A 14,312-nucleotide genomic window follows, 5' to 3' on the forward strand; every position below is an offset into this window, starting at 1 on the left:
CAAGCCATAAGCCATAATATTCTAAAAGAAGTATTATCAGTGCATACAGCGGAGGTGCGTGACATGATTCTGACAGAATATAACGAAGAACAGCATATAAAAAATGAGAAAAATATCAGCTATGACGATGGGTTTAATGATGGGGTAGAATGTGGAATTGAACAAGGAATTATAAAAGGAACACAACAAACAAAAATTGAAGCTATCAAAAACATGATTAAACTTAATGTCCCAAAGGATAAGATACTGGAATGTTATTCGGAAGAAGAATATAATTCTGCCCTTAATGATACTGAGAATTAAATTTCTTGAATATATTCAAAATTTATGTCATAATAGCGTAGATTAAGAATACATATACAAAGAAAGGCGGATTTTTTATGTCAGAAATTCACAGTATAGATGCGGAGGACGATCAGTTCGCATATCGTTATGACACCCAGCTTTTAATTGACAAAAGAGACAAAGATTTGGATGAAGATGAAATTTCCGATTACATAACAGAACATTTTGAAGGCAACAGCCTTATCGCTGCCGGAGATGAAGATTTAGTAAAGATTCATTTTCATACAAATGAACCATGGAAAATCCTTGAATATTGCAACACTGTCGGTGAAATTTATGATATTGTCGTAGAGGATATGATTCGTCAGACTGCCGGATTACAAGGTTAATAAACAGGCTCCGCCAACACATAAGTGCCAGCGGAGCCTTGATTTACAATTACTTATTATTATTTACAGTTCTTCTTTTTTCTTCTTCCAGACATTACTGCAAATCCAGCAAACGATACCATGAAAAGCATTGACCAAAGAACCGGCTTTGCTGTATCTCCCGTCTGTGTAATATCTGTACCCTGATTATTATTTGTATCTGCAACTTCATTATTGACAATTGTAAAACTTGTAGATGCTATACCATCTTTCCATATAATTTCAAATACATGGCTTCCTACAGACAATGTCTTAATATAATCCGGCTTTAATGTGATTATTGTTGAGCCCTCTGCAACTGTATAATTCGTGGCATCAACGCTCACACCATCCACTTTAATTCTTATGAACTTAGCAAAATCACCATTTCCTTTTATCACAAGATTCATATCAGTATTCTGTGACCATGAACTGTCTGCACCGGCAATAATCTTATATTCCAACGGCACAAGTTTTTCAATATCAGCTTTTTCAAGAATTGTTCCGCAAACCTTACATTCTTTGTGTCTGCTTCCTGTCTCTTCAATTGTTGCCTCTTTATCTGTCATCCATTCACTTACGGTATGATTTGCATTTACAACAAAATTAACCTCTGTGCTGTTACCTGCTTTATCATAAGCGATTACCTTATGCATTCCATCTGATAAAATATATCTGCCATTAATTGATGTCAGCGTTTGCACATCATCACCGATTATATCAGTCACCTTGTCAAAATTGTCATCTGATACAGTAAATTCTACCTTTTCACAGTAGATTTCACCTTCTGCAACACCATCTATAACAGGTGTAGTTGAATCAATTACCACACCATCTGATGAAATATATGTTGCATTTCCTGCGTGGTCTTCAATTCTTGCAAAAACAACATACTTGTTATCGGGATTAACATTAAATGATGCTTTGTAATTCTTAAATTCTCCCGCTGTGAATCTCTTTTCAAGTTCATCTGTTGTATAAGCCTTTGCTTCGTCTCCGCTTGCAAGCAGATATGAAATCTTAACCGCATCTTCAGATAAATTAAAACCATCACTGCTATAACTGTCATCTGTTCCTGCAATTGTTACTTTCTGTGTCGCACTGAAGAAACGTCCGAAAGTTATTTTGTTAAGAAGTGTATTCCATGTATTATCACTTAACTTAATCTCACCTGTCGGCTTAATCGTATCTGCCTTAAAATCTCCGTGTTCCGCTTTACAGTCATCACATATTGCCTTTTTGAAATATGTAGCTGTTCCACCGGAACATTTTTCTGTTTCCTTATACGTGCAGCCTGAATTCGTACAAATCCTGCTGTGTGTATTGTCTCTGTTTGATGTCCATTCTGACATGTTGTGTCCTGTTGCTGGTGCTGCCTCAAAATTTCCTTTTATTTGTGTCTCAAAATCGTTATATAAAGAATTCTTAAATCTAGCAACATATTCTATAATTTCAGGATTTGTACAATCTCTGTTTTGTACTACCACAATATCAGAAGCGACTGTCTCTGAATCAGTATACTCACATATACTGCATTTTCTTACTGCAGTACATGTCTTATAATCATCCGACCATGTATAAGTATATTCACATGTATGGGATATCTCCTGGATTTTATAACCGTCACTCTTGTCACAATAAGATTTTGTACATTCTTTCCAGTGATTTATGCTATCACTGTGCCATACTGCATTATCGAATCCATGTGTATGAGTAACGATAATTTTAAATCTACATGTCTTTGTATCACCGTTTTTTGTATATGATACCGCAAGAATCTTTTCACCTACCGTAATCATATCCAATTCATCTGCATTTGTTGTATATCCTGTAATCTGCTCACTATAACCGTCTTCATAATATGCAGTTACCGTAATATCATCAACATTCAGAATTTCTCCTGCTTCATAAGCAGTTTTTTTCTTGTGGGCATCAAGCCTTGTCGGAACAAGAGATGTATTATGTTCAATTACAAGCTTTCCGTCAGACAAAGCAATGTCATAATTTGATGTCACATCCTTTGAACCGTTTGTAATTACTATACTGCTTACGCTGATTGTTCCGTTATCTGTAAGTGCCGTTGTACTTGCTTTAAGTGTAATCTCCGAAATACCATCGCCTTCTGTCAAACCGCTTACATTATATTTTGTGTTATCAATATCATTTCCCCATACTATCTTCTAGTCATCAACTTTAACTTCAAGATCTTTTTTCGCAATAACTACTTTCTTTTCACCTGTAACCGTGTCATAGTTTGACTTTTCAATCTTATAGCAGACGGTATATTCACCTGCATCGGTAAATACAGGATTATTTGTACTGTAAGTTTTTCCGTCCGTACTGTAAGTTACATTTGTCGAAGACGGACTCGTAACATCAACGCTTATACTATGCGGCTTGCCGTCATATGTGCCGCTGTAATCCGTAGCGTTATACAATATCGTGCCGTTTTCCACAGTAAGCGTAATTACAGCTTCACCAGCCGCATAATTTCCATTTGCCGCTGTTATAACTTTTACTTTAAAAATTCCTGTATTTTTAATATTTAAAATACTTCCGTCAAGTGTTCCCTCACCGGTAACCGAACCGTCAGTCTCTTTTGAAACCAAAGAATAGACCGCTGTACCTGCATTACTGTCGATTATAAAGTATTGTGACACATCAATATCCGACTCATCATACTCAAGTCCTGTATCTGTTCCCGTAATACTGACAGGTGTAGCCGCTTTATTTTTAATTACCGCTATACCTGTTGTCTCACATCCTACAGCTATTTCATAATCTTCTAATTTGCTAACATCAAAGCTCCATCTGAAAGTATTTTCTGCCGAAGGACTATCATTATAATCTCCCTCTAAAGTCCATGTAACATCAATTTCACCCGTAACAGGTTCCATGCTTCCGTCAAATGAAAGACCTGCCGTGTTTCCAAGTTCATCATTACTATCTAAAATACTGTCCTCTGTATAATATTGCGTAAATGTATTATCAGCAGGAACTACAGGTTTTTTTATGGTTGTAATCTTACGTTTATCTGATTCAAAGCCTCCTGTTACACTAATAATTCCATTTTTATCAACAACCTTTTCATCCACAAATTCTCTTCCGTTTATAAAAATCTTCGTATATGGTGCCAATACATAACCTTCGGCAGGTGAAAATGTTAAATGTGCCTTATACTTAGCCGGGTAGTAGTCCACCGTTGAACTTACAGCGTTTCCCTGTATATCCGTCCATGTGATTGCTGCATCTGCAATTCCCTCTGTGTTACATTTTATATTTGTATCAAACTTGTCTTCTCCTTTTGGAGCATTGATTGTCGCATCAATCCTGTCTATAACCTTGCCACTTAACGCATTTACCGCATATGCCATATCATCATTCTGTGTTTCCAGCCATATGTGGCATTTTGACAGGTCAATATCTTCAGATAAATTCAATGCCTCTTTAATATATGAAGATGTACATACATACTCTACTGAATCCATCTCTGGGCTGCAATAAAACCAATTACTTCCTCCGTCATTTCCCTGAACCATAAGAACCACACGACCTGAGCATTTTCCTTTTTTAGCAATAATCTTTCCTTCTCCGGCATCATAAGCTGCAAAACCAATATCTTTATTACCTCCGTCAAGTCGCAATGTCATAGCTGTTCCATCGTAAACAGTCCCCTTTGTCTCATCGGTCTGAGAGTAAAATGCTGTTGCTGATGACGCAAAAAGAACCGATGAAAGATTCAGATTGGAAGCCGCACGTACTGCACAAACATTCTCGGCACTTTCAAAGTACCTTGAGCCGACTTTATCACCGCAAACAGCTATAAATGCACGATCTGTACCTGCCGTACGCAGCCAAAATGCACTGTCTTGACTGTTATTCCAAAATGTCCTCATTGGCAATATTATTTTGTCAAAAGTTCCTATCTTTATATCTAAATCACCATAACCGCCCCCGGGTACATATAATTTATCGGAAACAGTATATGAATCGGAATTCAATGTATCCCACATATTAAGCGTTGTAGCCTGCATCAGGGATTTTTCTGTCGCGGTAAATCTGCTGCTGTCAGCTATACTCAACAAATTTTGTCTGAGTTCACTTGCACCGTAATGATCAGAACTTACTGTCGTAGGAACATAATCATAGTATGTATATGTTCCCATACCTTCCTGAAATGTTACATCATTATTATCAGGATTAAACTTGATTCCCGTTGCCAAAGGACTCACGGTAAAAATAACTGTATTATCACCATCTATATTGTTATCTTTTCCCAATATGTACCAAGAATATGCACCGTCTTCATTTTTACCTAATTCCAGCTTTCCGATACAATCAGGTGTTCCATCATAATGTAAAACCGAATCCATCAATTGGTCTTTTGTTGCAAAAACCGTACTGATTTCTGCCGGTACAGCATAAGTCATTCTGTCCTCATCTGTTGTCTCAAGCCATATCTGACAATTTCTCCAATCAATATCATCAGAAATATTTAATGCTCTCTGAATATCTGAAACTTTAACCGTATCCGTTTTGTCTATTTTTTTACTGTAATACCAGTCATTCGTTCCATCGTTTCCTTGTATCACAAGTGACACCGTATCAGAAATGCTTCCCTTTGTTGCCCTAATATATCCGTTCTCAAAGTTATAGTACACAGAACCTATATCCTTATTCTTTCCATTAATCCGCAGTCTCATCGCCGTACCCTCTGCGATTGTGCCATACACCGCAGAATCAGAAGTAGCTGCCGTGGCTGAAGACGCAAAAAGAACTGTTGCCAGATTCAGATTCGCAAGCGGACGTACTGCTAATTTTTCGTTCACATCATGACCTTCTATTCGATACGAATTCTGTATTTCATAGGGATTCGCAGTAAGTTCGCTAATTGAACCACCATATCGGGGTGTACGTGTCCAAAAAGGTTCTCCGACAGCCCAATAAATGCTGCTTGCTATTTTTTTTGTATTAGTATTTACTGCTATCAGCAGTTCTTTATGACTAAGATAATTATAAGAATCACAACCCGGAGCATATAACTTATCCGATATAGTATACCTTTTATAGTCTGAATCCTCTGTTGTTACTTTCACCTCATTCATTATAGCCTTCTCTGCATCGGAAAAGTATGTATCATTGTCATCTCTTACCATATCCTGAAGAACTTTCCTTAACTCACTTGCACCATAGTGACTTGCATATACTTCTTGCGGAGCATTATTTCCATAATTTCCGTACTCCTCCTTATATGTTTTTGTTGTCGAACCTGAAGATATGTCCTCAAATATCTGTTCTTTTTTTATGGAATCGGCTGCAAAAATAATTGTATTATCCTTTACATTATTTACACCCCCATCCTTTCCAAGAATATACCATTCCTGTATATTTCCGTCTTCATCATTACCAAATGCCAGTTTACCGACAATATCCGATATTCCTTTATAATTCGGTGTAAATGTCTTATCCATCAACTGTTCCTTTGTCGCATACGCCGTTACGCTCGGCTCCTTGCTTCCTGCTGCCGCCTGCACCTTGCTCACACTATGTGGCATAAACGGAACAAGTCCCGCCATTAATGCAGCTGACAGTATAACTGCCGTTCCTTTTTTGATTTTTTTAATTAATCTCATATAAGTCCCTCCTTTTTATATAAATATTATTAATATCAAACGCACAATAAAAGTATCACAAGAAGATAATATATCTTAACAGTATTATACATTAAACAGCATAAAAAAAATGCCATTTGCACGAAATGACATTTTTTCAACACGAATGATATTAATTTTTGTTTTCAGCTCCTGCCGTCGTCCCGGATGATGATTCCTCCGATGCTTTTGTTGTGGGATTCTCACCTGTTCCGGTCTCGCCCTCTGTCGGTTTTTCTGTCGGCTTTTCAGTCTCTTCCTCTTTCTTTAATACAGTAAGAGTAACCTTCCTGCTTGTATAACCTTCTTTCGGATCAATGAAACTATACTCTATTGTATACACGCCAGGTGTCACATTAGCGTCTTCAATAGAAACTTCATCACCATTGGCATTTTTTATTACATAATCCAAATCTTCATCGTAACCTATAGAGTTCGTTGCTTTAACACCGTTCCATATGTCAAAAGCACCTTCCGATTCTGTAACAGTCACATTATCTGACGGAACTTCTATCTTAGGTTTCTGAAGCCCGTTTACCTGATAATTTGCATATCCGAAAAATGCGATATTCATATCTACATAACCATCAATGCCGTCTACAGTATTAGTTACGCCGTACTGCCACATATCAAAGTGATAGTCAAAGTTCGGAAGCACATCACCATACTGCCAGCGTCTTGATGTATAATAATAATCGCCAAGGTATGCAGCCATCCATACTTTATACTTATTAGAAATCTGTGCACCGTTAAATCCATCATACCAGCGGTATTTATTAGAATATACCATTGGTTTATAACCTGAAGCTGCTATTACATCACAGAATGTCTCACATACTTTTGTAATAGTATCATAGCTGCCATCGCCATATGCTAATTCCCAGTCAAATGCAACTGGATATGTAATCTGATATCCTCTTATAAGATTTACACAGAAACTTGCCTCCCTGTATGCAGTCTCAACGTCTCTTGCTCCTGAATAAAAATATATGCCGACCTGAATTCCATTAGCCAGAGCACCCTGGATATTCTGCTGGAATTTTCTATCTTCATAAAGTCCGTCGTCACCGCCGCCGCACTTTATCATGGCAAATGTAATTCCTGAATTGGCAACCCTTGTCCAGTCAATATCACCCTGCCATCTTGATACATCTATACCATGAACAAGCTGTCCGACTTCATATATCTGATCAGACTTTGGTGCTTCTGGAGCAGGCGGATCTTCTATAACTTCGTCTTCATTACGCTCTGGTTCAGTCGAATTATCATCAACTATTTCCAATTCTTCAATTGGAATAATCTCAATATCGCCTGATTCAATCATATCTGTAATCTGTTCTTCGTTCATATCCTGAGGTGCAACTTCCTCTTCTGTATGCTCTTCTGTTTGCTCTTCTGTTTGCTCTTCTGTTACTTCCTCAGTGTGCTCAGTTGTTGTTTCTGTAACAACCGCCTTTAATGTAGCAGGTTCAGTCTCTGTAGGAACTGTCTCTGCAACAACAATCTGTCTGTTATTATTTGCGTGATTAACGTAAACCGCCGTTGCAACTGTTCCTGTAGTTCCAACAGTAACGACGCAGCCCGCTATTATACATGCCTTCGCATGTGTGACCGCCATAATTTTACAAAATCCCGTAAATTTCTTTCCTGTAAGTGCCAGCTTACTTACTGCCTGTGCCAGCCAATTTTTCAAAATAAAACCTCTTTTCCCCTCAGCAGAAACCTGCATATATAGCAATAATCTGCATTAGCATATAATTATTTTACAGTTAGTATATTTTATATACTCGCTATATCTGACATACTACACCATAAATCCGCTTAATTCAAGGGGTTTTTCGCATTTAATACAATTTTGGATAATATTATACATATTTATACAATTATTAATTAAATACAACTCTTATAGTTGTACCCTTACCGACTTCACTCTCAAGTTTCAGTTCAGCATTAGGATGTTTCACAACAATATGCTTTACAATAGCAAGGCCAAGACCTGTTCCGCCTGTTGATTTTGAACGGCTCTTATCAACTCTGTAGAAACGTTCAAATATGCGTTCCTGATGTTCTTTTGGAATTCCTATTCCGTTATCCTTAACTTCAACAAATGTTTTACCATTATCTTCATCAACCGTAACTTCAACTTTTCCGCCTGGATTATTATATCTTATAGCATTATCGCAAAGATTATATATAAGTTCGTCCATCATCTGTCTGTTTGCCTTAACTGTCCGGTTGCTTCCTTTAATTGAAAGAGTCACATTATGTTTATCCGCACTCATCTGAAGCATATCTACACAGCTTTCTGCAATTTCATACAGATTAACATTCTCAAATATATCCTCTCTTACCGTAACATCAAGTTCTGATAATCTTATTATATCATTGATAAGTGTAAGAAGCCTGTTAGAGCTTTTATGTATTTCTGCTGCAAAACGGACAACATCACCATCGCTTGCCATACCACTCTCTATAAGCTCAGAATATCCCGAAATTGAAGTCAGCGGAGTCTTTAACTCATGTGATACATTTGCAGTAAATTCCTGTCTCATATTGGCATTCCGCATAATATCTTCATGTTGTTTTCTGATTGTAGTCACAAAAGGAACAAGCTCCTTATAAACTTTTATAGAATCCGAGGCATCAAGATTTCCCGCAAGTCTCTCTATCGGTCCTACTATGCTCTTAGTAAGGAAATTTGATAAAATCACACACAAAATAAACAAATTCACACAGAGAACAAGCATAACAGGAACCGCCTTTGCTATAACACTCGTAAGACTGCTCACTTCCTTTGAAACACGCAAAACACAGCCATTATCAAGCCTTACCGCATAATAAAAAGCACTTTTCCCCATTGTCTCTGATTTTCTTATTGCCTCACCACTGCCATCTTCAAATGCTTTCGCAATCTCTGGACGCTCCCTGTGATTTTCCATATAACCGACATCTGCATTTGTATCATATAAAGCTTTTCCTGATGCATCCACAAACGTTATACGAAGATGTGAATTATTATTTTGTAATGCCGATTCCATACTGTTGTCATCGGGGTCAGTCACTATCTTCCATGCATCAGAATCAACCATCAAATCAGTATATGTCTTTAAATCTCCGACGACTTCCTTTTTTATAAGTTCATAAAACACAACACTTGATATTGCTACAGTTGCAATTATTGCGAGCAGTGTAAGAAGCATATATTGAATATTAATTCTTTTTTTCAAACCCATAATCAGCCTCTGTCATCTACATCAAGGTAATATCCTACATTTCTTACTGTTTTAATATAACACCCTACAACGCCCAGCTTTTGTCTGAGTGTCTTAATATGGACATCCAAAGTACGCGACTCACCCTCATAATCTAAACTCCAAACTTTTTCCATAAGATTATCTCTTGAAAGAACAATTCCCTGATTTATTGCAAGATACCTAAGAAGTTCATACTCCTTAAAGGTAAGCTCTACCGGCTTATCATCCACATATGCAACATGCTTTTCATCATCTATAAAAAGCAGGCCTATTCTTATAAACTTTTCTTCTTCCATTCCACCCACACGGCGGAGAAGTGCCTTGACTCTTGATATAAGCTCCATTACACCAAATGGTTTTGTAAGATAATCATCAGCTCCCATATCAAGCCCTTTTACTTTATCTATCTCTGTAGTTTTGGCTGTGACAAGTATTACTGGAACTCTTCTTGTCTCCGGTGTGGCACGCATTTTTGTAAGAATCTGAAGCCCATCCTCATCAGGGAGCATAATATCAAGAAGAATAAGGTCAGGTATACGCTCAATCACCTGCTTATGAAATTCCTTTCCACTTGCACACTCTACAATCTGGTGTCCTGCATTCTTCAATGCAAAGCTTTCTATTTCGCTAATATTCTTATCATCTTCAACTACATATATGAGTGCCATAACTCCTCCATTCCGCATACCTGCCAATTAATCATCAAGCTTTGACTGCTACAGGCTGCATATCATTTTCAGTAAATTTCCTTGTCTCAGGTAACTTATATTTTTCCTTATATAAAGCATACTGTTTTCTAAATTGCTCATTATCTTCACGTTTCATGATTCCAAGATACTCATGTGTCTCAAAACCTTCCTGCCTTATCTCAATTATGCAGACGCCGATATTAGAGCAATGGTCTGCTATTCTTTCATAATTAGTAATTATGTCCGAATGTACAAAACCAAGTTCAATTGTACATTTGCCTTCTCTGAGCCTTCGTATGTGACGTGCTTTTAATTCCATGTTCAAATCATCTATAACTTCTTCAAGTGGCTCAACTTTTGTCGCTTCATTGATATCTTCTGCCTTAAAAGCATCAAAAGCCATATTTACAATATCTCTTACTGCCTCTGTAAAAATTCTTAGTTCAAGTGCCGCTTTTTCTGAAAAATGCATGTTTTTATCAAACATTTCCCTTGCTGCATTTACAAGATTGCATGCATGATCTGATATTCTCTCAAAATTTCCTATGCAATGCAGAAGCATGTTAAGCGTCTCTGAATCCTGCTCTGTCAAATCACGGCTGCTTAATTTCATAAGATATGTCCCAAGTACATCTTCATATTTATCAACACGTTCTTCTATATCACAGACATCACCGGCTTTTTCTTCACTAAAATCTGAAAACAAATCTAGTGATTTAAACAACGCTTCTCTTGACAAATCCGCCATATTATTAGTTACCATTCTGCAATGTTCCATCGCAAGGCTTGTCTTATCAAGAAAACGCTCATCAAGAAGGTCAAAATCCCTGTTGGCATCAATTGTTTCTTCTCTTTCCTTATCATCCCTGACCGAAAGACATGCAAGTTTCTCAAGTCCCTTGCCAAACGGTAAAAGAATTATTGTTGCAAATATATTAAATACACTGTGAATCGTTGCAATTCCTACAGGTGTAGCTCCCTGTGACAAAAATTCAAAATGTATAAATGCATTAATAAGATAAAACAGACACATAAAAACAAGTGTACCAATTATATTGAAATAAAGATGAACAAGTGCTGCCCTCTTTGCATTTTTCTTAGCTCCGATAGCTGAAATCATCGCTGTAACACATGTACCGATATTCTGACCCATGATAATAGGAAGTGCTGTTGCAAATGTAACGCTTCCTGTTGCACACAATGCCTGAAGAATACCGACAGAAGCCGATGAGCTCTGGATTATTGCTGTAAGTACAAGTCCCGCAAGCATACCAAGCACTGGATTTGAAAACATGGTAAGTATATGTGTAAATTCCGGCACATCTGCGAGCGGTTTTACAGCCGAACTCATTGCTTCCATTCCATACATAAGAATTGCAAAACCTACAAGTATTTTTCCGATATCATGCTTTTTTTCTTTTTTACAGAACATAATCATAATAACACCGATAATTGCAAGAATCGGAGAAAATGACATTGGTTTCAACATGTTTATAAAAAAACTGTCCCCTTGTATTCCTGTAAGACTTAACAGCCATGATGTAGCTGTTGTACCAATATTGGCACCCATAATAATTCCGACTGCCTGATGCAGCTTCATTATTCCGGAATTAACAAAACCAACAACCATAACTGTTGTTGCAGATGATGACTGGATAACGGCAGTAACTCCGGCTCCGAGAAGTACACCCTTAATCGGATTTGAAGTAAGCTTTTCAAGAATTGATTCGAGCTTTCCTCCCGATGTTTTAGAAAGTCCATCACCAAGCAGATTCATTCCATACAGGAAAAGTGCCAAACCGCCAATCAATGCTATTGCATTAAAAATACTCATATGTTTCCTCCATACAGGTGAAAATCACCTTAAATGCTTTACTTATTTTTTACATTTTGGAGTATAATTCAGCCATCTGAAATCCATATCAAATTTATGTAAAATCTATGTAAAATTTCATATGGATTTTACTTTCCTTTTTCTCCGGGATGAGTTCCGGTTATTGAAAATATTACCCATTCAGAAATATTGGTCGCATGGTCTCCTATCCTTTCAAGATATTTTGCAACCATCAGCAAATCTGTTGCCTGCTCCCCAACATCGACATTTTCATGAATCATCTGTACAAGCTCTGTTTTTACTTTTGAAAACAGGTCATCCACAACATCATCTCTTTTAATTACAGAGTCTGCCTCTTCAATATCTTTATTTACAAATGCTTCAATGCTCTTTACAAGCATAATCATTGTCTCTTTTGCCATCTGCTGTATGTGTTCAAGCTTTTTAATATATGATTTATCTGCAAGTGCAATTGTTATCTCAGAAATATCTGTCGCATGGTCACCTATTCTCTCCATATCAGTAACCATCTTTAATGCAGACGATATAAGCCGTAAATCTTTTGCAACCGGCTGCTGCTGTAAAAGGAGTTTCAGACACAAATCCTCAATCTGTCTTTCCTGCTGGTCAATTTCATCATCAGACTCAATAACCCGGTTTGCAAGTTCAACATCCTGATTTACCATTGCTTTGACTGCTGTCTCAATTGACTTTTCAATCATGCTGCCCATCTCAATAAGCTCATTATTAAGTCTTACAAGTTCCCTGTCAAATCTGTTTCTCATAATAAATCTCCATTCCATTATATATGACTGTGCATATACTAACAACGGAATGTAAAATCTGCTATCATGTTTTTGTAAAATACACGTAAATTATGAAAAAACGACAGGAATCTATATAAATTAATGAACCCTGATTACACCTGCAATTTCTGATATGACAGACATTCCTTCAAATATTGCCATTGCATCATTAAAATTCTTTTCTTCAACTTCATCGGTTATAATTACAAGTTCTGCAACACCGCTGTTTCTTCTCTTCTGCACAACCTGTGCTATACTTACATCATTGTTGCCAAGTACGCTCGCAATGTTGGCAAGAACACCCGTTTTGTCCTTAGCTTTAATTCTTAAAAAGAACTTGCTCTTTGTCTCCTCAATTTTCTTAACGTATAACTTTTTATAACAGCTGCATCCGATTCTTCCGCAGCAATCACATACAATATCTCTCATAACATCGATTATGTCACCCATAACGGCACTTGCTGTTGGCATCTCACCGGCTCCGCGTCCCATAAACATAGCATCGTCCATCGCATCACCATGTACAAATACGGCATTAAATGCATCTTTAACTGTTGCAAGAGGATGATTTTCATCTATAAGCATAGGATGAACTTTCACCTCTATCTGACCGTCTACATTTCTTGCAACACCCAGAAGTTTGATTACATATCCGAATTCTTTTGCATATCTTATATCATCAGCGGAAATTTTTGTGATTCCCTCTGTATACACCTGTGAAAATGTCACTCTTGAATTAAATGCTATTGATGCCATAATTGCAATCTTTCTTCCGGCATCATAACCTTCTACATCAGCCGTTGGGTCTGCCTCTGCATAGCCAAGTTCTGTGGCTTCTGCAAGTGCATCTGCATAATCCATTCCTTTTTCTGTCATCTTCGTAAGAATATAATTAGTCGTTCCGTTGACAATTCCCATAACTTCAGTTATATGATTGCCCGCCATGCTCTGTTTTAATGGGCGAATAATCGGAATTGCACCTGCTACAGCCGCTTCAAACTGAAGGTCATTACCTGATTTTTCAGCCGCAGACATAACCTCTTCCCCATATTCAGCAAGTAAATCCTTATTAGCTGTAACTACCTGCTTTCCGGCATTTAATGCTTCGATAACATATTTTTTTGCCGGTGTAATTCCACCCATAAGTTCAACTATAATATCTATTTCAGGATCATTTATTATTGAATTCCAGTCATCCGTAAGAATCTCTGACGGTATTCCCTTACGCTCTTTATTTACATTTCTTACAAGCATCTTTTTAATGACAAGTCTGGCACCTGTCTTGTGAAAAATGTCTTCCTCCATTGCCTGTGCGAGTTTGTATACACCGCCTCCGACTGTTCCTGCTCCCAAAATTGCCGCATTAATAACTCTGTTTTCCATTAT

9 protein-coding genes and 1 pseudogene are annotated in these 14,312 nt (G+C 37.3%); 2 read left to right on the plus strand and 8 right to left on the minus strand.

Annotation, left to right across the window (positions count from 1 at the left end):
• Positions 1–303 (plus strand): annotated as a pseudogene (locus tag H8S01_RS12645) (hypothetical protein); the annotation flags it as partial.
• A gap of 77 nt (positions 304–380) precedes the next feature.
• Entirely contained in the window at positions 381–674 is a 294-nt protein-coding gene (locus tag H8S01_RS12650; RefSeq protein ID WP_021865254.1) for a hypothetical protein, read from the plus strand.
• A gap of 59 nt (positions 675–733) precedes the next feature.
• Here the strand turns inward: H8S01_RS12650 and H8S01_RS12655 are convergent, their stop codons facing one another.
• The 8 genes from H8S01_RS12655 to H8S01_RS12690 form a co-directional block, all read right to left on the minus strand.
• On the minus strand, positions 734–2,821 hold the full coding sequence (locus H8S01_RS12655; RefSeq protein ID WP_186837414.1) for a hypothetical protein: 2,088 nt from the start codon (positions 2,819–2,821) through the stop codon (positions 734–736).
• A 51-nt stretch (positions 2,822–2,872) separates the two neighbouring features.
• Entirely contained in the window at positions 2,873–6,325 is a 3,453-nt protein-coding gene (locus tag H8S01_RS12660; protein WP_186837415.1) for a hypothetical protein, read from the minus strand.
• Positions 6,326–6,476: 151 nt separating this feature from the next.
• Complete coding sequence (locus H8S01_RS12665) at positions 6,477–8,036, minus strand: glycoside hydrolase family 25 protein (protein WP_186837416.1); 1,560 nt, start codon at positions 8,034–8,036, stop codon at positions 6,477–6,479.
• A gap of 193 nt (positions 8,037–8,229) precedes the next feature.
• Positions 8,230–9,576: a sensor histidine kinase gene (locus H8S01_RS12670; protein WP_243204388.1), complete on the minus strand. Its 1,347-nt coding sequence runs from the start codon at positions 9,574–9,576 to the stop codon at positions 8,230–8,232.
• A 2-nt stretch (positions 9,577–9,578) separates the two neighbouring features.
• On the minus strand, positions 9,579–10,265 hold the full coding sequence (locus tag H8S01_RS12675; protein ID WP_021865250.1) for a response regulator transcription factor: 687 nt from the start codon (positions 10,263–10,265) through the stop codon (positions 9,579–9,581).
• Positions 10,266–10,299: 34 nt separating this feature from the next.
• Positions 10,300–12,120, minus strand: coding sequence for a Na/Pi cotransporter family protein (locus H8S01_RS12680; protein WP_186837417.1), 1,821 nt, complete (start codon positions 12,118–12,120; stop codon positions 10,300–10,302).
• 128 nt (positions 12,121–12,248) lie between these two features.
• Entirely contained in the window at positions 12,249–12,905 is a 657-nt protein-coding gene (phoU, locus tag H8S01_RS12685; RefSeq protein ID WP_186837418.1) for a phosphate signaling complex protein PhoU, read from the minus strand.
• 120 nt (positions 12,906–13,025) lie between these two features.
• Positions 13,026–14,309 carry a homoserine dehydrogenase gene (locus tag H8S01_RS12690; RefSeq protein ID WP_186837419.1) on the minus strand — a complete coding sequence of 428 codons (1,284 nt, stop codon included), beginning with the start codon at positions 14,307–14,309 and terminating at the stop codon, positions 13,026–13,028.
• Between the last annotated feature and the right edge of the window lie 3 nt (positions 14,310–14,312).

It is taken from the genome of Lachnospira hominis (ex Liu et al. 2021) (genome assembly GCF_014287955.1).
Classification (GTDB): domain Bacteria; phylum Bacillota; class Clostridia; order Lachnospirales; family Lachnospiraceae; genus Lachnospira; species Lachnospira hominis.